This is a genomic window from Streptomyces smyrnaeus (assembly GCF_017676345.1).
Taxonomy (GTDB): Bacteria; Actinomycetota; Actinomycetes; order Streptomycetales; family Streptomycetaceae; genus Streptomyces; species Streptomyces smyrnaeus.
In genome coordinates, this window is the sequence record NZ_JAFFZM010000012.1 from 146,115 (window position 1) to 169,751 (window position 23,637).

General features: G+C 69.6%; 17 protein-coding genes and 1 pseudogene. 10 read left to right on the forward strand and 8 right to left on the reverse strand.

Features of this window, described 5'->3' with window-relative positions; genetic code table 11:
• Window positions 1–487: 487 nt before the first annotated feature.
• Both JW613_RS20615 and JW613_RS20620 read left to right on the forward strand, forming a co-directional pair.
• Window positions 488–2,161, forward strand: a pseudogene (locus JW613_RS20615) (glycosyl hydrolase family 28-related protein); the annotation flags it as partial.
• A 219-nt stretch (window positions 2,162–2,380) separates the two neighbouring features.
• Window positions 2,381–3,403 carry a DUF3048 domain-containing protein gene (locus JW613_RS20620; protein WP_209212309.1) on the forward strand — a complete coding sequence of 341 codons (1,023 nt, stop codon included), beginning with the start codon at window positions 2,381–2,383 and terminating at the stop codon, window positions 3,401–3,403.
• A 122-nt stretch (window positions 3,404–3,525) separates the two neighbouring features.
• Here the strand turns inward: JW613_RS20620 and JW613_RS20625 are convergent, their stop codons facing one another.
• Window positions 3,526–5,307, reverse strand: coding sequence for a carbamoyltransferase family protein (locus JW613_RS20625; protein WP_209212310.1), 1,782 nt, complete (start codon window positions 5,305–5,307; stop codon window positions 3,526–3,528).
• Window positions 5,308–5,967: 660 nt separating this feature from the next.
• On the opposite strand from JW613_RS20625, the gene JW613_RS20630 reads away from it, so the two are divergent.
• From JW613_RS20630 to JW613_RS20645, 4 genes are all read left to right on the forward strand, one after another.
• On the forward strand, window positions 5,968–7,128 hold the full coding sequence (locus JW613_RS20630; protein WP_209212311.1) for an ATP-grasp domain-containing protein: 1,161 nt from the start codon (window positions 5,968–5,970) through the stop codon (window positions 7,126–7,128).
• A gap of 267 nt (window positions 7,129–7,395) precedes the next feature.
• On the forward strand, window positions 7,396–10,137 hold the full coding sequence (locus JW613_RS20635; protein WP_209212312.1) for a non-ribosomal peptide synthetase: 2,742 nt from the start codon (window positions 7,396–7,398) through the stop codon (window positions 10,135–10,137).
• Between the two features lie 51 nt (window positions 10,138–10,188).
• Entirely contained in the window at window positions 10,189–11,145 is a 957-nt protein-coding gene (locus JW613_RS20640) for an NAD-dependent epimerase/dehydratase family protein (RefSeq protein WP_209212313.1), read from the forward strand.
• 121 nt (window positions 11,146–11,266) lie between these two features.
• Window positions 11,267–13,237, forward strand: coding sequence for an aminotransferase class I/II-fold pyridoxal phosphate-dependent enzyme (locus JW613_RS20645; protein ID WP_209212314.1), 1,971 nt, complete (start codon window positions 11,267–11,269; stop codon window positions 13,235–13,237).
• 303 nt (window positions 13,238–13,540) lie between these two features.
• Here JW613_RS20645 and JW613_RS20650 read toward each other — a convergent pair whose 3' ends face one another.
• Window positions 13,541–13,972, reverse strand: a complete 432-nt coding sequence (locus JW613_RS20650; protein WP_209212315.1) for a cupin domain-containing protein — start codon at window positions 13,970–13,972, stop codon at window positions 13,541–13,543.
• A 318-nt stretch (window positions 13,973–14,290) separates the two neighbouring features.
• On the opposite strand from JW613_RS20650, the gene JW613_RS20655 reads away from it, so the two are divergent.
• Together JW613_RS20655 and JW613_RS20660 are read left to right on the forward strand one after the other, a co-directional pair.
• Window positions 14,291–14,986: a hypothetical protein gene (locus JW613_RS20655; protein ID WP_209212316.1), complete on the forward strand. Its 696-nt coding sequence runs from the start codon at window positions 14,291–14,293 to the stop codon at window positions 14,984–14,986.
• A complete protein-coding gene (locus tag JW613_RS20660) occupies window positions 14,983–15,465 on the forward strand; it encodes a hypothetical protein (RefSeq protein WP_209212317.1) in 483 nt (160 codons plus the stop codon). The genes JW613_RS20655 and JW613_RS20660 overlap by 4 nt, the downstream gene beginning before the upstream one ends.
• 160 nt (window positions 15,466–15,625) lie before the next feature.
• Here the strand turns inward: JW613_RS20660 and JW613_RS20665 are convergent, their stop codons facing one another.
• The 3 genes from JW613_RS20665 to JW613_RS20675 all read right to left on the reverse strand — a co-directional run bounded on the left by JW613_RS20665 (window position 15,626) and on the right by JW613_RS20675 (window position 18,720).
• Entirely contained in the window at window positions 15,626–16,288 is a 663-nt protein-coding gene (locus tag JW613_RS20665; protein WP_209212318.1) for a DUF4360 domain-containing protein, read from the reverse strand.
• Window positions 16,289–16,583: 295 nt separating this feature from the next.
• Entirely contained in the window at window positions 16,584–17,573 is a 990-nt protein-coding gene (locus tag JW613_RS20670; RefSeq protein ID WP_209212319.1) for an AraC family transcriptional regulator, read from the reverse strand.
• Window positions 17,574–17,910: 337 nt separating this feature from the next.
• Window positions 17,911–18,720 (reverse strand): alpha/beta fold hydrolase, encoded by an 810-nt coding sequence (locus JW613_RS20675; protein ID WP_209212320.1) that lies wholly within the window; start codon window positions 18,718–18,720, stop codon window positions 17,911–17,913.
• A gap of 439 nt (window positions 18,721–19,159) precedes the next feature.
• Between JW613_RS20675 and JW613_RS20680 the strand changes: the two genes are divergently transcribed.
• The gene (locus JW613_RS20680; protein WP_209212321.1) at window positions 19,160–20,206 is read left to right on the forward strand and encodes an ABC transporter substrate-binding protein; all 1,047 of its coding nucleotides are present in this window, start codon (window positions 19,160–19,162) and stop codon (window positions 20,204–20,206) included.
• A gap of 85 nt (window positions 20,207–20,291) precedes the next feature.
• Here the strand turns inward: JW613_RS20680 and JW613_RS20685 are convergent, their stop codons facing one another.
• The 3 genes from JW613_RS20685 to JW613_RS20695 all read right to left on the reverse strand — a co-directional run bounded on the left by JW613_RS20685 (window position 20,292) and on the right by JW613_RS20695 (window position 23,246).
• Complete coding sequence (locus JW613_RS20685; protein ID WP_209212322.1) at window positions 20,292–20,882, reverse strand: TetR/AcrR family transcriptional regulator; 591 nt, start codon at window positions 20,880–20,882, stop codon at window positions 20,292–20,294.
• A 175-nt stretch (window positions 20,883–21,057) separates the two neighbouring features.
• Window positions 21,058–21,822: an LmeA family phospholipid-binding protein gene (locus JW613_RS20690; RefSeq protein WP_209212323.1), complete on the reverse strand. Its 765-nt coding sequence runs from the start codon at window positions 21,820–21,822 to the stop codon at window positions 21,058–21,060.
• 482 nt (window positions 21,823–22,304) lie between these two features.
• The gene (locus JW613_RS20695; RefSeq protein WP_209212324.1) at window positions 22,305–23,246 is read right to left on the reverse strand and encodes a LysR family transcriptional regulator; all 942 of its coding nucleotides are present in this window, start codon (window positions 23,244–23,246) and stop codon (window positions 22,305–22,307) included.
• A gap of 83 nt (window positions 23,247–23,329) precedes the next feature.
• Here JW613_RS20695 and JW613_RS36605 point away from each other — a divergent pair, with 83 nt between their 5' ends.
• Window positions 23,330–23,623, forward strand: coding sequence for a hypothetical protein (locus tag JW613_RS36605; protein WP_307865967.1), 294 nt, complete (start codon window positions 23,330–23,332; stop codon window positions 23,621–23,623).
• The last annotated feature ends 14 nt before the right edge of the window (window positions 23,624–23,637 follow it).

Genomic DNA, 23,637 nt, shown 5'->3' on the forward strand with positions numbered 1-23,637 from the left:
CGTCGAGCTGTCCGACGCCCGGGCCCGCAAGGGCGAGGTCACGCTCCGCCTGGGCGGCGCCCCGGTGCGCTACCTGCGTGCCGTCGGTGCGACCCGGGTCGGTGAGCTCGCGGTGTACGGCGCGGCCTCGGGAGACACGGCACCGCCGAAGGCACCGCAGCGCATCCGGCTGGACGGCGCGACACTGCGCTGGGAGCGCGTCCCGGGCGCGGCCGGCTACGACATCTACGCCGACGGCCGACTGCGCGCCGGGCTGCCAGCGACGGCGACGCGGTGGCAGGACACCACGGCAGCCGGCGGCACCCGTCAGAAGGTGGCGTACACGGTGCGGGCCAGGGACGCGGCGGGCAACCAGTCCCCGGACAGCCGCGCGGCCACCCGCGTCGTCGCGGCCGGTAAGGGCTCCTCGCGTGCCGCCTTCACCCCGCCCCGGGCCAAGCCCACCTCCAAGGCCGCGCCCGAGCGCGCCGGGAACGTGACCGCGACCGGCGCCGACATGCCCTACACCACCGTCGAGGCCGAGTCCGGCACCACCGGGGGCGGCGCCCAGGTGGTCGGCCCCAACCGGAAGATCGGTGATCTGGCGGGGGAGGCGTCGGGCCGCAAGGCCGTGACGCTCAAGGAGACGGGTCAGTACGTGGAGTTCACCACCACGGTCGACACCAACACCCTGGTCACCCGCTTCTCCATACCGGACGCACCGGGCGGCGGCGGGACCGACGCGACCCTGAACGTGTATGTGGACGGCGAGAAGAGCAAGGCGCTCGACCTGACCTCCAGGTACGCCTGGCTGTACGGCCCCGAGGCGGCGCCGGTCAACAACCCGGGCGCGGGCCCCGCGCGGCACATCTACGACGAGGCGCAGCTGGACCTCGGCCGCACCGTACCGGCCGGAAGCCGGATCCGGCTGCAGAAGGACGCCGACAACTCCTCGTCCTACGCGATCGACTTCGTCGATTTCGAGAAGGTCTCCGCGACGCCGAACCCGGACCCGGAGGCGTTCGTCGAGCCGGCCGGCTTCACCCACCAGGACGTGCAGAACGCGTTGGACAAGGCCCGGATGGACACCACGGGTAGGATCCAGGGTGTCTATCTGCCGCCGGGCGACTACCGGACCTCCAGCAAGTTCCAGGTCTACCTCAAACCCGTGAAGGTGATCGGCGCCGGGCCGTGGTTCACCCGCTTCCACGCCCCCTCGGGGCAGGAGAACACCGACGTGGGCTTCCGGGCCGACAACGGGGCCAACGGCTCGACGTTCTCCGGCTTCGCGTACTTCGGGAACTACACCTCCCGCATCGACGGGCCCGGCAAGGTCTTCGACTTCCAGAACGTCTCGGACATCACGATCGAGAACATCTGGGCCGAACACATGGTCTGTCTCTACTGGGGCGCCAACACCGACAGGATGACGCTCAAGGACAACCGCATCCGCAACACCTTCGCCGACGGTCTGAACATGACCAACGGCTCCAGCGACAACCTGGTGACCGACAACGAGACGAGGGCGACCGGCGACGACTCCTTCGCGCTGTTCTCCGCGCTCGACTCGGGCGGTGGCGACCAGCAGCACAACGTCTACCAGAACCTCACCTCGAAGCTCACCTGGCGGGCCGCGGGTCTGGCCGTCTACGGCGGACGGCTCAACACCTTCCGCAACATCCGTGTCGCGGACACCCTGGTCTACTCCGGGGTGACCATCTCCTCGCTGGACTTCGGCTATCCGATGAACGGCTTCGGGCCCGAGGAGACGACGTTCGAGGGCCTTGGCATCGAGCGGGCCGGGGGTCACTTCTGGAACGGCCAGACCTTCCCCGGCATCTGGCTGTTCTCGGCCTCGAAGCCGTTCCGGGGAATCCGGGTGAACGGTGCCGAGATCACCGATCCGACGTACCACGGGATCATGTTCCAGACCAACTACGTCGGACAGCAGCCACAGCATCCCGTCGAGGACACGGAGCTGACCGACGTCACCGTCTCCGGGGCCAGGAAGAGCGGTGACGAGTACGACGAGAAGTCCGGCTTCGGCATCTGGGCCAACGAGATGCCCGAGGCCGGCCAGGGACCGGCCGTGGGCGAGGCGACGTTCCGCGGGCTGACCCTGCGGGACAACGCCGAGGACATCCGCAACACGACATCCACCTTCAAGATCAACATCGAGTGACCGGCTCCGCCCGGTTCCGGCGGCCTGTCCGGCCCCGGGACCGGGCGTGGCCCGACGTGCGGTGAAGGCGCGGCCGAACGTAATTGCCCGCGTACTTCGGGGAGTTGCCCGGCCGCAGGAGGTGACGCGGCGTCGGCGCACCGGGTATTGACGGCGCGGTTCCGTGGGAGGTGGGGTTGGCCCCTCAGGCAGATGTTCCCCCCACAGGAGGCCTGTTCGATGGAAGACAGCTCCACCTCACCCACCCCTGCCGGTGGCGCGGAACGAGGGAGGCGGATACCCCCACACCGCTTCCGCTTGCTGATCGCCCTGGCCGTCGTCGGCGGATTGACGGGCGCGGCGCCGGGCACCTCGTCGTTCGCCGCCCACGAGGATGCCGGGACGGCCCCGAAGCAGCCGAAGGCCGAGTACACCTCGCCGTTCACCGGGCTTCCGGCGAAACGGAACCCGGTGCTCGCGGTGAAGATCGACAACCACAAGGACGCGCGGCCGCAGACCGCGCTCGAAGACGCCGACATCGTCGGCGTGGAGAAGGTCGAGGGCGGCCTGAGCCGGGTGTTCGCCATCTACTCCAGCCACTATCCCGAGACTCTGGGCCCGGTGCGCAGCGCCCGCGAGTACAACGTCGAGCAGCTGCGCATGTTCCAGCGCCCGGCCCTCGCCTACTCGGGCGCACGCCAGGCAGTCGTCGACAAGATCGAGAAGTCACCGCTGTACGGCGTCTCGCACGACGACCACCCGGACGCCTACGAGCGCGGTGGCGACCACGAGCCCCCGCACAACCTCTACGGCCACCCCGACAAGCTCCTCGCAAAGGCGCCGAAGGCGAGCAAGGCCGACGACATCGGCTTCCGTTTCGGCGCGGAGCCGAGCGGTGGTACGCCGACCGAGGAGCAGACCGTCGATCACGGCTCGTCCCGGACCACGTTCACCTGGTCCGCGAAGGAGGACCGCTGGCTGGCCTCCTTCGACGGGGAGCCGGCGAAGAGCACATCCGGCAAGCGGCTCGGCGGCAAGACCGTGATCGTCCAGAAGACGGACATGCCGCCGGACTCCAGCGGCAAGACGCCGTACATCGAGACGGTCGGCAGCGGAGAGGCGACCGTGCTGCGCGACGGCAAGGCGTTCACGACCGAGTGGCAGCGCACGAGTGCGACGGCCGACACCACCTACACCTTGCCGGACGGTCGGCGGATGCCCTTCGACAAGGGCCAGGTCTGGCTCGTCTACCAACAGCGCTGACGCGCTGCCGCAACCGCCGGAGGACGAGGCCGGTCCGACAGCGGAAGAGGACCGTTCGAGGCCGGTCGCCAGGAGAGTGCCGGGTGGTGGTAAGGCCACCCGGCCCGGCACGGCCCGACAGCTCAGCGATCCCGTTTGGTGACCACGAACCGGTCGATGACCAGGTGGTCGATCTCGGTGGCGAGGAAGCACTCCAACGCGTCCCTCGGCGAGCAGACGATGGGCTCTCCGGCCACGTTGAAGGAGGTGTTGAGCAGGCAAGGGACGTCGGTCCGGGCCGTGAAGGCCCGCAGCAGCTGCGCGAGGTGCGGATTCTGCCGCTCGTCGACCGTCTGGATGCGCGCGGTGCCGTCCACATGGCAGGCGCCGGGGATCCGCTCCCGGTACTCCTGCCGTACCGGGAAGACGAACGTCATATAGGGGGAGGACGTCTTCTTGCCCATCTCGAAGACGCGGGGAGCCTCGGCTTCGAGGACGACAGGTGCGAACGGGCGGAACGGCTCCCGGTGCTTCACACGGAGGTTGATGATGTCCTTGATATCGGGGATCGCCGGGTTGGCGAGGATGCTCCGGTTCCCCAGGGCGCGCGGCCCGAACTCGGCACGCCCCTGGAACCAGCCCACGACGCGCGTCCCGGCCAGCAGCTCCGCGGTCCTGTCCGCGACCGAAGCGGCGTCAGGCTCCTCCTGCCACACCACGAGGTCCGCGTACTGCTCCAGCGCCTCCCGGATGTGCCCCGCGTCGTAGGACGGCCCCAGATAAGGGGTGGTGACCGCGGCGGCGGGCCGATTCCGCAGACCGGCGGCGTACACGGCCGCGCCGATGGCGACACCCGGATCACTGGCCCCGAAGCTGACCTCCATACCGGTGAACGACGATCTCTCCAGCATCTTGGTGTTGGCGACGCAGTTGAGGGCCAGACCGCCCTCGAAGAGCAGGGTGTCCAGGTTGGAGGCTGCCGTCAGCGTCCGCAGCTGGTGCGCGGTGACGGCCTCGACCATATGCTGGGCCAGCCCGGCGACCTTGACGCGGAAGTCGAACTGCTCCCGCTTCTCGCTGTCGCCGTCGAAGAGGCTGTCGAACAGCGCGTAGTAAGCCTGGACGTCCTGGGGGACGGAGAGGGTGTACGAGCCGTTCTCGTGCAGCCGCACGACCCGTTCGAGCAGGGGATTGTGCCGCGGCGGCGGACCGTAGGCGGCCAGGCCCATCACCTTGTACTCGTCGTTGTTGGGCACGAACCCCAGATAGCGCGTGATCCTCCCGTAGGTCACGGCCAGCGAACTGCTCATGTCGACGGCGGTGTCCTCCAGCAGACGGACCACGCCGTTGCGCAGCTCGCCCATGACGGAGGACAGGGTCTCGGCCCGACCGTCACTCACCAGGAAAGCGGCATCGCCTCCGCCGGCCAGATAGGCGCCGCACATGAGATGAGCCAGATGGTGGGGCACCAAGGAGAGCTTGTCGGGATCGAGCTCGTAGCCGGTACGTTGGACGAAGTCGCTGTACACCGCCTCGCGGCTGAGCATGTCGGTGTACAGCTCACCAGTACGCCGCAGGGAGTCGAACTTCGCCGTGACCGGCAGATCGCTGCCGCATATCTGCGCGATCATCTCCTCGGCCACGGTCGGGGAGAAGCGCCAGGGGAAGGCGACCACATCCACCTGGTCGAGACCGACACCCACCGAGTCCAGACACCACTCGATCGCGTGCGCCGGGAAGTCCGAGGTCTTCTTGACCCGGCTCAACCGCTCCTCCTCGACCGCGGCGACCACCTCGCCATCGATCATCAGCGCTGCCGCGGCGTCGTGCCCGACCAGGAGATTGCGGCCGACACCGGTCGCGCCGAAGAGGCGTCCGAACAGCTCCGCACCTCGGGTGAAGCCGTTGTAACCGAGCACGATCACTGTCCCTCAGCCTCCCGAGCGCGACGGCGACGCGGAGGAACAGGTTACTGCGCAGGGTTACTTGGGGGACAGGCGTGATGTGCGAGCGGGATGAGGCCCGCCCTCTGCGGTTCTCGCGGTGACCAAGCAGACGGCGGGCCTCCGGCCCGAGCCGGAACGGGGGGCCCGTACCGGGGACCGGGGACCGGAACCGTCCGTCCGGTTGCAATTCTGCAAGTGGAGCCCGGGCGTGCCTTGTTCATCTCTGCCGGGTGGATGTGTGGTGCTTGCACAGGGCGGTCACTATTCGTGCCGACACGTACACGAAGAGGTGTGAGGTTTCACGGGCGCAGCGAATGTGCTCCGAACAGCGGCAAGGCGCGGTGTCATTCCGTACCCGCCAACCGCAGAGTTCTTCCTGTGACCTATGTCACGCATCACCCGGTAAAAGATCATGCTCCTGTATATCCACATCGCTGTACCCCCTGTGCCACGATGCCATTGTGTTGGCCCCGGTCGGAGTAACTGATCGGGAAACATCCAACGGGGGTTCAGTCATGCCGAGATTCGCTGTCTCCGCAAAACGTTTATCCGATCCACTGGCCGGCTGCTTCTTCTTACCCGGGCCGTACGGCACATGACTTCTCAGGTTTTGGCTGGACGTGACGCGGGGAGATGAGAGTGCCGACACTGATCGTCATCGGGTACCGGGGCGACCTCGACCGAGCGCTGCAGCGCCGTGGCCTGGATCCCTTCTATATCGTGCAGGCGCCGGCGAGTCCGCCGGAGGGGCGGAGGTCCGCGTGTGTCAGCGATATGGAGAATGTTCAGGAAGTACTGCGGGTAATACTCTCCGCGCGCCTCGACGACCTGGCCGGAGTGCTGTCCGTCCATGAAATGGGAGTCTTCCCGGCCGCCTGTCTGCGTCAGCAGTTGGGCCTGCCCGGGAACGCGGACGCGAAGAAGGTTCTCTACTTCCGGGACAAGTATCTGCAAAAGAGCGGTCTGCCTCCGCAGATCCGGCGGGCGCGCTGCCGGTATGCGACAAAGAAGACGTCTTTCGAGGATCTTGTCGAGGATCTGGGGGACGCTGTCGTCATCAAGCCGGCCACCGGGGCGGGCTCTTTGCGTACGAATATCGTTCGTAGCCCCGAAGAATACGCGAAGTGCTTGGAGCTCTTCCCCGGGAAGTCCGACGTGGAAATCGTCGCCGAGTCCTTCATAGACGCTCCGGAAGTCTATATCGACGGCATCTGGAGCAACGGGGGCCTGCGGTGGTCTTCCGTCTCCCGCTACCACGCCTCGCCGGTCAGTGCCGCACAAGGCGGCATCCTGGCCGCTCATCTCCTGGACCGAAGACGACACCCCGAACTGTTCCAGCAACTGGAGACGCTGGCTGGGCAGGTGTTCACCAGTCTGGACGCCCCCGACTGCGTCTTTCATCTCGAAGCCTTCCTGAGCGAGGCGGGATTGACGTTCGGCGAGTGCGCCGTCCGCCTCCCCGGAGGGCTTTCACCGCAGGCCAACGGACTGACGTACGGCGTCGACCTCTTCGACGTCGAGATCGGTCTCGCACTCGGGGAGGTGCCCACCCGGGCCCTGGGCAGTCAGGCACCGGAACGCTTCTACGGATATGTGCTTCTGCGCCCCTCCAGCAGCGGACATCTGACGCAGCAGGACTTCGAGCGCAGCTTCCGCTTGGAGGCCATCACCTACTCTTCGTCGCCCGACACGCCGCTCGGGCCGTACGGCAGTGTCGGTCATGCCGTGGTGTCCGACCCGGACGAGCTGCAGTTGCAGAAGACGATCGAGGAGATCGTGCGCTTCAACGAGGTCGGCTGAGATCGGCCGAGGCCGCTGCCGGGCAGGGACGCCCCGGTCCCGCCCGGCCCACGGCCGCCGGGCTCGACAACGCTTCTGGCGCGGGGTCGTGCCCGGATCCAGCTCCTGGGTGCCCTCAGGCGGCCTTGAGGTCGCCTGCCCGCGCGTCCGCCCGCCGTGGGAGCCCCAGGGGGCGCGGCCAAGTTTCCGTCCCGTACGTCCCGTACGCCTCCGCTCAGGCGTCTGTTCGCGACTGTCCCGTCGCTTCCGAATCGGAGGTATTCCCCCATGCCGGACCAGAACCCCGCTTCGACACTCCCGCAGTTGCTCGAAAGTGTGTCGCATGACAGATCCCGAGGCATCACTTTCATCGGTGGCTCCTTCCTGTCCTACGCCGATCTGTGGGAGTCGGCCTGCCGGATGTCGCAGGGGCTGCGCAGCCACGGCACCACTCCGGGCGGCCGCGCGCTGATCGCCGCCAACGATCCGGAGAGTTTCGTCCGTGCCTTCTGGGGGTGCGTGCTGAGCGGTGTCGTGCCGTGCCCGTTCACACCACCGGCCGAACCCGGCCGCGCACGGGCTCAACTGGAGGATCTTCGCGAGCTGTTGGGTGACCCGCTGGCGGTCGTTCCCAAGGCGGTGCACGGAGATCTCCCCGATGTCGGGTTGCGCACCGTGACGGTGGAGGAGCTGAGTCAGGCTCCGGCCGAGGCCGAGCACGAGCAGCGCCATGCTCCGGTCGCCGACGATCTCGCCTTGCTGATGCTCACTTCCGGCTCCACCGGTTCGAGCAAGGCGGTCAGGCTCACCCACGCCAACCTGCTGGCGGCGCAGGCGGGAAAGGCGGGGGCGCTGGAACTGGGGCCGCAGGACACGACGATGAACTGGATCTCGGCCGATCACATAGCCGCGATCGAGGCACACCTGCTGCCGATGGTCAACGGCGCCGAGCAGGTGGTGGCGACCCCCGCCACCGTGCTGGCGGACCCGCTCGAATTCCTGCGCCTGCTGACCGCGCACCGGGTGAGGGTGACCTTCACCCCCAACTTCTTGTTCGGCCAGATCAACCAGGCCCTCGCACAGGGGCCGGCCCCGCAGGGGGTGGAACTGTCCCGGGTGCGGTACATCATCTCCGGCGGCGAGGCCACCGTCACCGCCACCGCACGGGCGTTCCTGAACGCGCTGTCGGGCCACGGGCTGCGCCAGGATGTGATCGTGCCCGCTTTCGGGATGACCGAGACATGTGCGGGCAGCGTGTTCAACCGCGACTTCGCCGCCCGGGACCTGGAAACCGAGTTCCCTCCGCTGGGCCGCCCGGTGCGCGGGCTGCACATTCGGATCGCCGACGCGGACGGCAACGTCCTGTCGTCCACCGACGCGCCCGGCACGGCCGACCCGGGTGAGGTGCAGCTACGCGGCACGATGGTCACCGACGGCTATTTCGGCAACGACCGGGCCACCGCGCAGGCGTTCACCGCCGACGGCTGGTTCCGCACCGGCGACCTGGGCCGCCTCGACGCCGAAGGGCGGCTGATGCTGGTCGGCCGGACCAAGGACTCCATCATCGTCAACGGGGTCAACTACTACAGCCACGATCTGGAAGCCGTCCTGAACGGGCTGGAGGAGGTGCGGCACGGGCAGGTCGCGGCATTCCCGATCCGACCCGCCGGTGCCGACTCCGAACAGCTCGCCGTCGCGTTCGTCCCGGCAGGAGACCCCACCGACGACTCGGCCGTCTACCGCGCCATCGTGGCGATACGCAGCTCCACGGTGATGCACTGGGGGTTCCGGCCCCAGCTGATCCTCCCGGTCGCCGCGGCCCAGATCCCGCGCGGCAACCTCGGCAAGGTCCAACGGTCCCGGCTGCGCTCAGCCGTGGAGAGCGGGGACCTGGCGGAGGCGGCACGCCGGGCGGAGGAGGTGAGCACCCGGTTCCTCGGTGCCTACGTGGCACCGGAGGGGGAGGCCGAGACCGCGCTGGCCGCCATCTACACCCGCGTACTGAACACCGGAAGGGTGTCAGCGACCGCCAGCTTCTTCGACCTGGGCGGGACCTCGCTCGATGTGCTGCGGCTCAAGTCCGAGATCCAGGCCGGGTTCGGCCTCGATGACGTGCCGATGTCGACGCTCCTGCAGACCCCGACCGTCCGAGCACTGGCCCGCCGGCTGACCGCTGGGCGGGGGGCGGGCGGGGACGCGGCCTACGACCCGCTGGTGCCGCTGCAGATCACCGGGGACGGGACACCCCTGTTCTGTGTGCATCCGGGTCTGGGGGAGGTGCTGGTGTTCGTCAACCTCGCCAAGTACTTCACCGGCGAGCGCCCGTTCTACGCCCTGCGGGCCCGGGGGTTCGGGGAGGGCGAGACCCACTTCGGGTCGTTCGACGAAATGGTCTCCACCTATGTGGAAGCGATCCGGCGCACTCAGCCGACCGGCCCCTACGCGGTCGCGGGCTACTCCTACGGCGGCGCAGTCGCGTTCGAGATCGCCAAGCGGCTGGAGGCCGACGGCGACCGGGTCGGTTTCGTGGGCGTCTTCAACCTGCCGCCGCATATCTCCGGCCGTATGAACGAGATCTCCTTCACCGACGGCGCGATCAATCTCGCGCTGTTCCTGGAGCTGATCAGCGCGGCCGACGTCGAACGGCTGACGACCACGCTCCGCGCCCTGCCCGAGGCCGAGCAACTGGCCTATCTGGTCGACCAGGCCCCCAAGCGGCGGCTGACCGAGCTGGACCTGAACGTCGAGCGGTTCGCCAACTGGGTGCACCTGGCTCAGAACATGGTGCAGCTGGGCCGCACTTACGAACCCTCGGGGACGGTCGAGCAGGTGCGGGTCTTCTACTGCACTCCGTTGCGCGGCAGCAAACAGGAGTGGCTGGACAACCAGCTGCGCCACTGGGACGAGTTCACCCGCGCCCCCAACACCTATGTCGAAGTCGACGGGGAGCACTACACCCTGATGAGCCCGCAGCATGTGCAGACCTTCCAGACGACGTTGCGGCACGAGCTGGCCCGCGCGCTCGGCTGAGGACGACAAGAGGCAGCAGCCGCCGATACGACGGACCAGGAGCCGCCGATCATGCAAGGCAGGAAGATACTCGTCACAGGTGGAACCGGACAGGTCGCAAGACCCGTCGCCGAGTCGCTCGCCGAGGACAACGAGGTGTGGTGCCTGGGCCGGTTCGGCGACCTGGCCGCCCGCAAGGCACTCGAAGCACGGGGTGTGCGTACCGCCACCTGGGACATGGCCACCGACGAACTCGGTGAAGTGCCCCGCGACTTCACCCATGTGCTGCACTCGGCCGTGCACAGGGGCGACGGCAAGGACTTCGAGGAGGCCGCGCGGATCAACGCTGTCGCAACGGCACGGTTGATGACGCACTGTCGCTCGGCCGAGTCGTTCCTGTACGTCTCCTCCGGCGTGGTCTACAACCGGGCCGACCGTACGCACCGGTACCGCGAGAGCGATCCGCTGGGCGGAGCGGCGCCATGGCTACCGACGTACCCCGTCGCCAAGATCACGGCCGAAGGCGTGGTGCGCGGTCTGGCCGAGGCCCTTTCGCTGCCGGCGGTGATAGCCCGGCTCAACATCGCCTACGGCCCGTACGGCCATGGCGGTGTGCCGATGATCCTGTTCAAGGAGATGCGCGGGGGGCAGCCGTGCGCGGTGCCGCGCGAGGGGCAGAACTACTGCAACCTGCTGCACACCGACGACGTCGTCCGACAGGTGCCGCTGCTGTGGGCCGTGGCGCGGACGCCGGCGCGGGTCGTCAACTGGGGCGGTGACGAGGAGGTCGGCATCACCGACCTGCTGGAACACATGTCCGCGCTCACCGGAGTGCCCGTCCGACTGGACCGCAACGACTACAGCCGGGAGACAGCGATCTTCGACCACGACGTCCGCCGCAGCCTCATCGGCGACTGCTCGGTCGGCTGGCGTACCGGAATCGCCCGCACCCTGGCCGCACTGTTCCCGGAATACCGGGACCGCATCGACGCCCACGTCGATGCGCACAAGGCCGCGAGCTCGAACTGACGAAGGGGAGTGGAGAAGGTGCTTGTGCGCGCCCACGGCACTCGCGTCGACGACGACAGCGGGCCCAGGCCGGTACGCGAAGGCGGCGGCAGGACGTGGCCCGAACCGGAACGGGGTTGAGATGCGCAGGTCCGCGGATATCGACGAACTGCGGCGCGTACTGTGCGCCGCTCTGGGCTCCCCCGAGCCCGTCTGCTCCTTGGCCCGGCTGGAACCCGACCCCGGCGCGTTCGCCGCTGCGGACCCGGCGGTGCGCGAGCGCCGCACTCTTGTCGGCGGCGGAGCCCTGTACAACCCGACCAGCCCCGCCCCGGGCCCCGCCGTGCTCGACGAGCTGGCCCGCCGTGCGAAGACCTTGGACGCGCCGCAGATCCTGGTGCCCCACGTACGCCGCGGCGACGACACCGGCGCGCTGCGGGCAGCCGGCTTCGTTCCCCTCACCGCCGGAACCGAGTGCGTCCTTCGGCTGACCGGAGACGTGGACGAGCTCCTGCGCGACCGCGTCGGTGCCAAACAACTCCGCGACCTGCGCCGCCGCCACAACGCGGCGTCCCGAGAAGTCGGCTGGGAGCGGTTCCGGTTGAGCGAGCTGGACCACAGGCAGTGGGCGCGGGACGCCTTCGTGGAACTCCACCGGCACCACGCCGAGCGCTCGGGCGGCCATGGCTTCAACCCGTACAGCGCCGACGCCCTCGACGCACTGGCGCACGGCGCGCTGGCGGAGCGCACCGAGATGTTCGTACGCCGCAGAAAGAACACCGTCGTGCAGGCCGGGCTCGTCATGGCATCGCACAACGGCCGGGGCATCCACTTCCTCACGCAGGCCGTGGACCAGGACGATCCTGCCGCGCGGCACAACCTCTACCTGGCCTCCCTCTACAGGCTGTACCAGGATGCGCGGCGCTCCGGCCTGGACTGGGTCCACCTCGGACGAGGGGACGCCCACCGCAAGCGCCGCCTGGGAGCCGATCTGTTCGTCCCCCTCGACCACTGGCTGCGCGCCCCCGGCCTCACGTCCTCGCAGACAGCCGAAGCGGAGCAGGAGCTCTCGAAGTTCGCGGCCCCTCCCGTCACGGCGGTGCCGGTGCCCGGCCCGGCACGCTTCCGCCATCGGCCACGGTTCGACCTGGTCGACCTGTCGAGCAACACCAACCCCTTCCTCGGCACCGCCGGCCACTACCCCGAACTCGACACGGCGGAGCTCGCCGGAACGTATCTGGACACGGTCGCGAAACTGCCCGGGCACGGTGGCCCGGGCACGCTGACCCCGGACCACCTGCTGTTCACCAGCGGGGCGGTCGACGGTGTCATGCTGCTCCTGGCGGCGCTGACCTCGCCCGACGAGCGCATCTGCGTCACCCCGCCCACCTTCGAGCTGTACTCCCACTTCGCCCGTCTGCTGCGCCTGCCCGTCGTCGAGGTGCCGCTGCGCGGCGACTCGCTGTCAAACCTCGACGTCGAGCGCATCCTGGAGGCCGAGCCCCGGGCGACCATCCTGTGCGATCCGAACAACCCCGTCGGGACGCGGCTCGAACGGGCGCAGGTGCACGCCCTGGTGGCGCGCAGTCGCGGGCTGGTGGTGATCGACGAAGCCTATGTCGAGTTCAGTGAGCAGCCTTCGTATGCCGAGTTGATCGAACAGCACGACAACCTCATTGTCCTCAGGACGCTCTCGAAAGCGTGGGGGCTGGCCAGTGCGCGCTGTGGCATCGTCCTGGCGCACCCCGGCATCGTCGAGGCGCTGCGGCGGGTGCAGGTGCCCTTCGGATTCACCAACGCCTCGCAGCACGCCGTTCGGGCCCGGCTGACCGACTCCCGACGGGTGCTCGCCGGGATCCGGCGCATCCGCGCCGAGCGTGAGCGGATGGCCGCGGCACTGGCCGACCACCCGGCGGTGGACCGGGTGTTCCCCTCCGACGCCAACTTCCTGCTGGTCCGTCTGCACAAGCACGAGCATGTGATGGGCCGGTTGCGCGATGCGGGCATCCTCGTCGCCGACACCGGGCGCCTCGTCCCGGGAACCTGCCGTATCTCGGTCGGTGATCGGCGAGCCAACAACATGCTGCTCGAAGCGCTCTCCTCGGCCCTGTGAGCCGTCCGAAGCGGCGGGGGCACGGGCCTCAACCGTCCGCAGCGCCTCCTTTGGGCGGCCGAGGTCCATCAGGTCGTTGCCGTGGCCGGCGAAGAGCGACGCATGGCGGGCCGGATCGTCGGTGGCGGCGAGCCGGTGCTCGGAGAGCCGGGCCAGGAGGGGCGCGCGCCCGACGGTGAGGTCGGCCGGGCAGGGGGCCGGCTGCCGAGCGCGGCGCCCAGTGCCGGCCAGGGGGTCGTGCCGCGTGCCAGGCCGCGTGCCAGGAGGAGGACGCGGGTCCGCACTCCGGGCCGGTGCAAGGCGCTAGAGAAGCGGCACGGGCTCGTTCCCGCCGCCTTTTGTCTCGATGGTCAGGAACGACAGGACGTCGTCGCCGATGTTCTTCAGGTCGTGCAGGTGGTGTCGCCCCTCGGCGAGACAGAAGTTCTGGGTACGGCCGCGGGAGTAGGAGATCTCGCGCGTGGTGCCGTCGCTGTTGTGCTGGCGGGCCCGGCCGCTGGTGAGAGCTATCCAGAAATAGTCCAGCACATGCCGGTGCACGGGGATGCGCTCTCCCGGCTGGAGACGAGTCTCCCAGATGCGGAGGGCATCGGTCTCTTTCAGCAGCGTCTGGCCGACCCGGCCGTTGTGGGCGTTGTTGTCGAACTCCTTCTTCAGCTCGGGGCTCCAGCGAGCGAACCCCTCGGCGACGACAGTGCCGACCAGAGGGAGAGCAGAGTGCGCGTCAGTACCCACGAACCGGTTCCTTTCGGCTTCGGTGAGCTCGGCGGCAACCGACATCCGGTCCTCCGGAACGGAGGGGTGGGTCGCCTGCCTCAGGCTATAGGCGGCCGAAATGGCGCGGCAAGGAGCCGTCGGTGCCCTCCTGCCCACGGCCGACCGGCACGCCGCGGCGCCGCCGGACGGGGACGTGCCACCCGGCCACGGGGCCGGGCGTTTACCGGCGGTGGGGCGGGCTACCCGGCCTGCGCCGGCCCCGGATCCGGGGCGCAACGACCCATCAGCTCGGCTCCCGCCCCATGCGCGACGGTCCGGGAGCCGGAGAGGGCGGACATGTACACCACTTTGCTCATCGTCGGTCTCGTCGTGATCCTGGCCGTCGCCCTCGTTCTGGCCTTCCGCCTCAGGCAGCGGGCGGGAGCCGGCGGGCAGAGCCTGAAGCGGCGTTTCGGACCCGAGTACGACCGTGCCGTGGCCCGTCACAACGGGGACGCCAAGGCCGCCAGGCGCGAGTTGAACGAGCGGCTGCGGCGCTACGGCTCGCTGCGGGAGAAGCCGCTGACACCCGGTGAGCCGGAGCGGTACGCCGAACGCTGGGCCGCGGTCCAGGAGCACTTCGTTCAGTCGCCGCACGCGGCACTGAACGAAGCGGACGTTCTGCTGGACCAGTTGGCCACCGAACGCGGTTACCCTCCGAACGTCCCGTTCGAGGAGCGCATCGCCGCGCTGTCGGTGCACCACGCCCACCAGGTGCACGGATACCTGCGCGTGCGCGAGGCGCTGCGCGGTGACAGCACCGAGGAGATGCGGGCGGCCTTCCTGGAGGCGCGTGGCCTGTTCGAGGCGCTGGCCACCCCGCACCACGACAGCGCGACGCCCGAGCCGGGGCTCGGGCGCAGCGGCGGCATCGGGCGCAGGCACCACCGGCACGAGCCGACGCACGCCGTGGGACGGGGAAGTGAGCCCGGCCGCGCCGGCGGAGCGCGCTGGACGCCGGGCCACTCCATGAGGGGAGGCGAGGCCCGATGACGACCGACGCCGAACGCTCCCGGACCGCGCCCCCGCCTCCGCCCCCACCGGGCGTCCCAGGAGCGGCCGGGCGAACCGGCCACACCGCGCCGACGGGACCGTCGGGACCGGCGGAACCGACCGAACCGGCCGGAGCACCGCGGACCACCGGCGGCGCACCCGGCGGGGGCCACACGGCGCCCGCACACGCGGGGGCGCTCCGTACGACGGAGGCGCTGCTGCCGGAGGGGCGGCGTGCGGAACTGGAGCTGCGCCTCCAGGAATCCCTCACCACCTTCGTCGAGGACCCGCGCGGCGCGGTGCGGGAGGCCGACGCGGTGTTCGAGGAGGCGACGAACCAGCTGACCGAGGCGCTTGTGGAGCTGCGGCGCTCCCTCCGTTCGAGCTGCCCCGACCAGCTGGGCGGCACCGGCACGGAGGAGCTGCGTCGGGCGCTCCAGCAGTATCGCGACACCGCCGAGCGGCTGTTGCGGCTGTAGCCGGTCGCAGGAGACCGCTGCGGTGTGCGAGCCGCGGCATGTGCGAGAACGCCCCCGTGCGGTGGACCGGCGACAGCTGTTCCGCGCACGGGGGCGGGATGTGCAGGCCCACCCACACGTCATCGTGTGTGATCGGCCGGAGGGCGGCTGGTGGGGTGTGTCAGGAGGTCGGGCACTTCTTCCAGGCGAAGTGGTAGGTCGTGTTGATGTTCCCGTCGGTGGAGTCCATCGTCATGAAGCTGGTCTTGGTCGGGTCCGAGGTGCCGGCATCGACGCGTATCTCGGTGTTGACGTTGAAGTTGCGCTGCTCGCCGCAGGGCTTCCACACCAACTGGCCCCAGTCGGTGGAGTCGGTGGCCTGCCAGTTGCCGTCCTGCGGGCCGTCGAAGGGGTGGCTGGTGGCTGCCGTGTCCGAGGAGCCCTGGAAGTAGTACGACGCCTTCTGCAGTCCACTGGCACCGGGCTGCAGATACGCGTATCCGCGGTAGTCCGCGCTGACGATCGCGTAGGTGAAGCCCTGCGGGACGTGCACGATGAGGTTGAGCTGGCAGTTCTTGCGGCGGTCGGTGGGCTTGGAGTTGGGTCCCACTTCGGCGAGGTAGTCGCTGTAGGTGACGGTGAAGGCCGTGTTGTCCTCCGCGACAGCCACCTGGGCGGTTCCTTCGGGGCACCCGGAACCGTTCACCGTGGCGACGTCGATGACGATCTTGTCGTCAGGCGGGTCGGCGATGGCGCTGGACGCACCCTGAGCGGGCTGCGCGGAGAACGCGGCAGCGAACAACGCCACCGCCACCGCTGGGATCTTGAGTGATCTTCGAGACATGACCGTACCCTTCGAGTCGTTTCGGGCTCGACCACTCAGCAGGAGAGCTGAGGTCCGTGACAGACCCGGAACGGAATCCGGAACAGGGCCCGGGAAACAGAACCGGGTCGAGGTTGGCGCAGTGCCGCTACCGCCGCTGTGGCGAAGTCCCCCCACCGCGCACCCAGCGACGTCTTCTCCCCCGCAATTGGTATGTACTTGTCCCGTCAGTGGTTGGCCAGGTCGGTTTTCGGACGCGCTCCCGCGCATGGAACAGGCCGGTGGTCGGCGTTCGCACGCCGAGCCTTCGGGTCCGTCATGCGCGTAAGGTGACCGAGGGCGCGTGCCCGTAGCGCCGCCGGTACCAGTTGGCGAACCGGCCGAGGTTGGAGAAGCCCCAGCGGAAGGCGATCTCGGCCACGGTGACCGGCCCGTCGGCGTCGGCCGCGACCAGGTCCCGGTGGGCGCGGTCCAGACGCACCTCGCGAAGATAGGCCAACGGTGTGCGGCCGACATACCGTTGGAACGCTTCCTGGAGTGCCCTGGGGCTGAGCCTGGCGGCCGCGGCGAGGTCGGAGAGGGTCAGCGGCTGGTCGCTGCGTTCCTCGATGAGCTGGATGGCTCTGCGGACGGCAGGATGTGCCACGTTCCCGATGTGCCGCACCGGCTCCGAGCCCGGCAGCAGCCGGTGCGTCGCCATCAGTGTCGCGGCCGCCGCCTGGGTGAGTTGCGCCGCGACCAGCGGATTGGTGTGCGCGAGACCACCGGCCATGATCTCCCGGTGCACTGCCGCGGAGATCCCCGACCAGCTCTCCGCCGCGGCTGCGGACACCGGTCCGCCCAGGGCGAACCGTGCCCGCACCGGCTCCTCACGGCCCAACGCCTCCCCGGCCGCCCGGTCCACCAGTTCCTTGGACAGTCTGATCGTGGTCATGCGGGCGCCGGCGCCCCAGAAGACCTTGAACCTGCGCTGCGGGTCGAGCACATAGGTGTCCCCCGTCCCGACGAACTGTTCCTCGCGGCCCGGCGACTCGACCCGGACCCTGCCCTTGTGCACCTGGCAGACGAGCAGATACGTCGTCAGCGGCTCCGGAGCCACCAGTGTCTCGGTGCCGTAGCTCAAGGCGGACAGGGTGACACCGGGAAAGCCTCCTTCCGCGTACCACGCGGAGAAGTCCTGCGGCCTGTTCAGGGCGCGCAGTTCGTACGGGCTGTAGGCGGTGCTGATCATCTCCCGCGTCTCGTCCAGGTCGTCGCTGCGGACCAGCGTCCGCATCCGGCTGTCATCGGCAGCGGACGCGTTCATTCAAGCTTCCTCACTCACCGTCGCGTTATCCGGCCAGAGGCCGCGTTCCGCGGCTAGCCTGCCCTTTCCGCAGTGAGTAACGTTCTCAATCCCAGGAGTCAAATGCCGGGCAAGTCCGGGGAATTCACACGGGCGAGTATCGGCCATACCTGGAGCCGTACCGCGCCTGGGGGTCGGGGGACCCCAGCGCTGTACGGCAGGACCCCGGGCCGGTGTTTCCGGCTCGGGGTCCTGCTGTGCTGTGTCGCTGTATTCACGGTTTGTCGCTGTATTCACGGTTTCCCGTGGACGCCTACCGCGGCCCGGAACGCCCCGTCGCGGCCGCGGCGCCGGGCCGTCAGCCCGGATCGGCGGCGGAGGCGGCTCCCGGCGCGGTGAGACGCCCCAGGACCGACCGCAGCAGCGCGTTGAACTCCGCGGGCTGCTCGACGTGCGGCATGTGGCCCGACTCCGTCATGAGGTGCGCCTCCCCGCGCGGAGCGAGCCGAGCGAGGGTGGTGGACACCTCCGCGGGGATCTCCGCGTCCAGCTCTCCGTGGATGAAGACCGCGGGCACGGTGAGCTCCCCGATGGTCTCCCGTGGATTGTGGCGCACCGCGTCGGTGAGGATCTGGTCGATGGTTTCCGAGGCGGTCAGGATCTGCTCGGTCGTCCACTCCGGCAGCGACGGGTCGGCCAGGGGGCCGTACCAGTCCACGACCCACTGCCTGACCGTCGCAGCCCGGTCCGTGCGCAGCGCCTCCCGCAGCTCGACGAGCCGCTCGGCCTTCCGCTCCGCGGGCCAGTAGCCGGGCCCGTCGACAGCGACCACGGCACGTACGGACGAGGGGGCCCGTCTGGCGGCTTCCAGCACGATCGCGGCCCCGGCGGAGCAGCCGACCAGAACCGGAGCCTCCAGTTCGAGTGCGGCCGTCAGCGCCAGGACGTCCTGCGCGTTGTCCGCGATGGTGTTGTCGCTCGCCGGTCGCTCGGAGCGGCCGCACCCGCGCCAGTCGGGTACGACGACCCGGTGGTCACGGGCGAACTCCTCCTGCTGGGCGCGCCACACCAGGCCGCATGTGCCCCAGCCGTGCAACAGGACCAGCGGCTGTCCGGCACCGTGATCCTCATAGAACAACTCGATCCGGTTGACGGTCGCGTAAGGCACTGATCCTCCTTGCGGTGCAGCACGGCACAGGGCACGAAGCGGGACAGGTACAAGCAGGGCCCCGAGCCGGATTGCCGGCTCGGGGCCTCGCTGCACGGCGCTGGGATCCCCCGAATCCCAGCCACGTGACAGCCCCAAGGCGTGGCCGCGGCCGCCCTGCGCGCATCCCACCCGCGAGAACCGCCCGGCGTCCCACGACACTTGGCGCCTTGTGTGCCAGGACGCTACGCACGGGGAAACGGCGAGGCTAGCCGGGGAGCGCGGCTGTTGGCCGAATAGCGCGACCCGTCCCTCCGCTCCCGCACGTCTGCTCCCGGGGCGGACGGTACGGGCCCGCAGGCGGCACCGCGAGGAGGTGTGGGGCGTGGCCGAAAACAAAGTAAGGTTCGCCTAAGTTAAGGTTCGCCCAAGTAGCGATCCCCGAGTTTCGGAGCACCTGATGTCGATACGCCCGAGCGGCAGTCGTAAGCGCGTCGCCGCAGCCGTTGCCCTTCCCCTGGCCGCCGCACTGGCGCTCTCCGCCTGTGGCTCGTCCGGCAGCGGTGGGTCCGGCGACGGCAAGGGCAGGACGAAGGAGAAGGTGGCACAGGGCGGCGAGGGCTTCGCGGAGGCCGCGAAGAAGACCGCCTCGTTCGGCACGGACGCCGAGCCCGGGCAGTTCCCACGCACCATCACCCACGCCATGGGAGAGACGGAGCTCAAAAAGCAGCCCAAGCGGGTGGTCGTGCTGGATGTCGGTGAGTTCGACAACGCCGTCTCCCTCGGTTTCGAGCCCGTCGGACTCGCCCCCACCGAGGGTGACAACGAGATCCCCAGTTACCTCAAGAAGCAGGCAGGCCACCCCAAGAGCGTCGGCACCATCAACAACCTCAACCTTGAGGCCATCGCCGAGCTCAAGCCCGATCTGATCCTGGGCAGCCAGCTCCGCGCTGCCGACAAGTACAAGCAGCTTTCGGCCATCGCACCGACGGTCTTCTCCATCCGGCCCGGCTTCACCTGGAAGGAGAACTACCTCCTGAACGCCGCCGCCCTCGACCGTACGAAGCAGGCGAAGGCCCAGCTCGACGCGTACGAGAAGAAGGCCGAGAAGCTCGGCGAGGACCTCGGGGACGACAAGCCCACCGTTTCGATGGTGCGCTACATGCCGGGCATGATCCGGCTGTACGCGAAGGCGTCGTTCATCGGCACCATCCTTCAGGACGTCGGGCTGCCGCGGCCCAAGAACCAGCAGGTCGACGATCTCGCGGCCGAGATCAGTGCCGAGCGGATGGACGAGGCCGACGCGGACTGGATCTTCACCGGTACCTATGGCGACCCGAAGGCGACGGACCGCGCCAAGGCGCAGGACAGCCCGCTGTGGAAGAACCTGCGCGCCGTGCAGAAGGGGCAGGCGAAGAACGTCGACGAGGAGATCTGGTACCTGGGCCTCGGTGTGACAGCGGCCGACAAGGTGCTCGACGATCTGAGGGGTTACCTCGCCAAGTAGGAGCCCTGTGAGTGCCTGCCGGGCAGCTGCCTGTCCGTACTGCCCGGCCGGTCGGGCGCTCGGCCGTCAGCTGCCCGGCTGAAAGTCAGTGCGGTTGACGCAGGCCCGCGATCAGGAGCTCGGCCAGTCGACGTGCGTCGTACCGGGGATCGCTGTCCGCGCCCACGCACAGGTTCCCGACGCCGCGCATGAGCTGGTAGGCCTCCACGTCGCCGGGGATCTCACCGGCCTCGGCAGCGGCGTCGAGCAGTTGGGTGCACACGGGTACCAGGCGGTCGAGGAAATAGCTGTGCAGCGAGTCGAACCCGGCGTCGTCGGAGTGCAGCACAGCGGCGAGCCCGTGCTTGGTGACCAGGAAATCGACGAAGAGTCTGATCCACTGCCGCAGTGCGGCGTGCGGGCTCTCGCTGGTCGCCAGCAGGGTCGGCCCGGCCTCGGCGCAGGCCTCCACCTGGTGCCGGTAGACGGCGATGATGAGATCCGCCCGTGTCGGGAAGTGCCGGTAGATGGTGCCCACCCCGACACCGGCCTTGGCCGCGATGTCGCGTACCGGCGCATCCACACCAGAGGTGACGAAGAGCGCGGCGGCGGCGTCGAGCAGCGTCTTCTCGTTGCGCCGGGCGTCCGCCCGCTTGGGCCGGGCCGGGTGCTCCGCGTCCCCCCTGCTGTCGCTCATCACGCCGCTCCTTCCACCCGGGCTCGCCGATAGGGAGTGCTGCTCCGGATGTTTACCGGAGCAAAGTTCCGGTTGCTCATGATGCCAGAGCAGCAGCCCGGCCACCAAGCCGCGCGGCCTCCCGGTGCGGATCTGCGTCCCCGGACCGCGCGGTAAGCGGCCGCTCGTGATCGGCTCAGGTGCCCGTGTCCCCGGAGCCGCCGGAGTCCCCGGACGTGTTCCCTGAGGGGCCACCGGGCGCGTCGGCGGCGCGCAGGACGTCGGGGGAGAAGCGGAAAGTGAGGGCGAGCCCGTCGTCCGAGGGCTTCGCGTCGGTGAGCCGGACCCCCTCGGGAAGTTGGCCGAGCCCGACGGTGCGCGGGCCGAGGTCGTCAGCGAACTGTTCCATGCCGGGCAGCGACGTGAGCGTGTCCAGCTTCATCCGCTGGCCCATGACGCGGACGCTGTCCGGGGTGACGGTCAGGCCGTCCGGGTCGGCCGACACCTTGTTCAGAACGCTCACGGGGATTCCGAGACCGCCCACGGTGCCGGAGAGGGTGAGGTGGCTGCCGTCGGTGCCGGGCTTCATCCCGCGCAACGGCTTGGGCAGTCGCTCGGCCAGCTCGTCGTAGCCCACGGTGACGGTGGCCGAACCGGATGTGGCGCTGCCGTCGGTCGACACGCCGTGGAGCGCGGCGTCGACGGCGAAGGACGTCCCCTCGTGCCGGACCCCGTCGGCGTTGATGCGCACCGTGCCGACCTGCCCGGTCAGGGTCTTCAAGCCGGCCAGCGGATCCGTGAGCTCCGCGTGGACGTCGGCGTTCGCACCCAGCCGGGACCGGGCTTCTTCGGCCACGCGCTCCTGGGCCTTGTGCTCGACGAAGGCGTTGGCGCCGCCGCCCGCTGTGAGGACGGTGGCGAGCGCGGCAGCGGGGATGAGGACGGTACGGCGGATTCTCATGGGGGTGGAACTCCATCGGGGAGAGGGCGCCCGGGGCAGGTGCCGGGGCGTCGGCCCGACCGTGGCCGGGTCCGCGGCGGACCGCAGCGGTGCGGCGGTCGACGGGGACGGGGGAATCGCTGTGGGGACCGACTGCGGCGTCGGTGTCGGCATCCGGCGTCACTGGACGGAGACCGTCGCCGGGTGAGCCCGTGACCCTGCCCGGCGGAGTGCCGGAACGCCGGGCCCAGCTGGACCGGCGTCGTGTCTGCGTGCCGCTTTCCGGGGCGCAGCCGGTGGCTGTCGGGGCGGAACGGGCACCTTTGGGCGAGTATGCCACGGCACCCGGCTCGCACCGTGCGGGCTGCGTCACACCACCGCCGCCCACTGCGGTGCGGAACCCGGCCGCCACGGAACGTGCCCGGCAGGCGCCCGCCCCGTGGCCGAGCCCGTTCGACCACGACGGCCCCGGGCTCCCGCGCGCCCGGTCCTCCCGAAGGCGGTCAGGGATTCCCGGCGCGGCCCGGGGTGGTCGTCCGGCGGTCGTCGTCGCTGCTGACGACCGCCGCGGCGCGCCGGAGCTCGGTGAGGACGGTGCGGACGGCCTTGCGGGCCGCGTTCTCCGGTCGGTGCAGCGCGTCGATGTGACGGCGGGCGTGGACGCCGGTGAGGGGCCGCAGGCACACGGCGGGGTGCGGACGCGCCGTCCAGCGAGGCATCAGCGCGATGCCGCCCCCGGCGGCCACCACCTCCGAGACCACGGCGAATTCGTTGATGCGGTGAGCCAGGTGCAGGCGGCGGTCGGCAGCGGCGGCGATGGCCTCGATGGTGGCCATCAGCGGGAAGCCGTCATGGACGGTGATCCACGGCTGGTCGGCCACGTCGTGCGGGGTCAGCTCCGGTTCGTCCGCCAGCGGGTGGTCGGCGGGCAGTGCGATGTCGAGGGGTTCGTGCAGCAGCGGCGTGACCGACACGGTCCTCGGCCAGGCCGGTGAGTGGTCGAGCCGATGGGCGAGGACGATGTCGTAGTCGTGGGTCAGCGGCGGGAAGCCGTCCTGGGAGACGTCTTCGTCGGCGAGCGCGACGTGTGGCGACCCGGGGGCGGCCAGGCCGCGCACGAGGTGGGGCCACAGGCCCGCGGCGGCGCTGTGGAACGCCGCGATCGACACGATGCCGTCTGGTCGGCCCAGGAATTCCTCGACGGTGTGCCGGGCGCGAGCCAGGGCCGTCTCCACATCGATCGCCGCGACGGCCAAGGCGCGTCCGGCAGGCGTCAGTACAAGCCTTCGACCCTCGCGCTCGGTGAGGGGAACGGGCACCGAGCGCTGCAGCAGCCGCAGCTGCTGGGAGACCGCCGAAGGCGTGACCATGAGTGCTTCGGCCACCGCTGTGACGCTGCCCAGCTCCCCCAACTCCCGCAGGACCCGCAGCTGTCTCTCGTCCATGGCGAACACTGTAGCTCTACTACATCGTTGTTTGAGTAAGTGGTACTTGGCTTCATTGTGCTGGTCGGGGCAGCGTTACGGGCATGCCTGAAGCGCGTCGCACCGATCTGGTGCTGTTGCTGGTCGCCCTTGTGCGGGGCTCCAGCTATCTGACGGCCAAGACCGCCACCGAAGCCGCCCCGGTACTGGTGGTGCTGTTCCTGCGCCAGCTGCTCTCGACCCTCGCCGGTATCCCCCTCGTCCTCGCCACCACGCTCGGTCCGCGACCCCGCTGGACGCGGGAGGAGGGCAAGGTCGGAGCGATCCTGGGCCTCTCCCAAACAGCCGTCTCGTCGGGAGGCTCACCGCCGGCCGTGCCCCGCGCCCGCTGCAACTGACCGTCGTACAGACC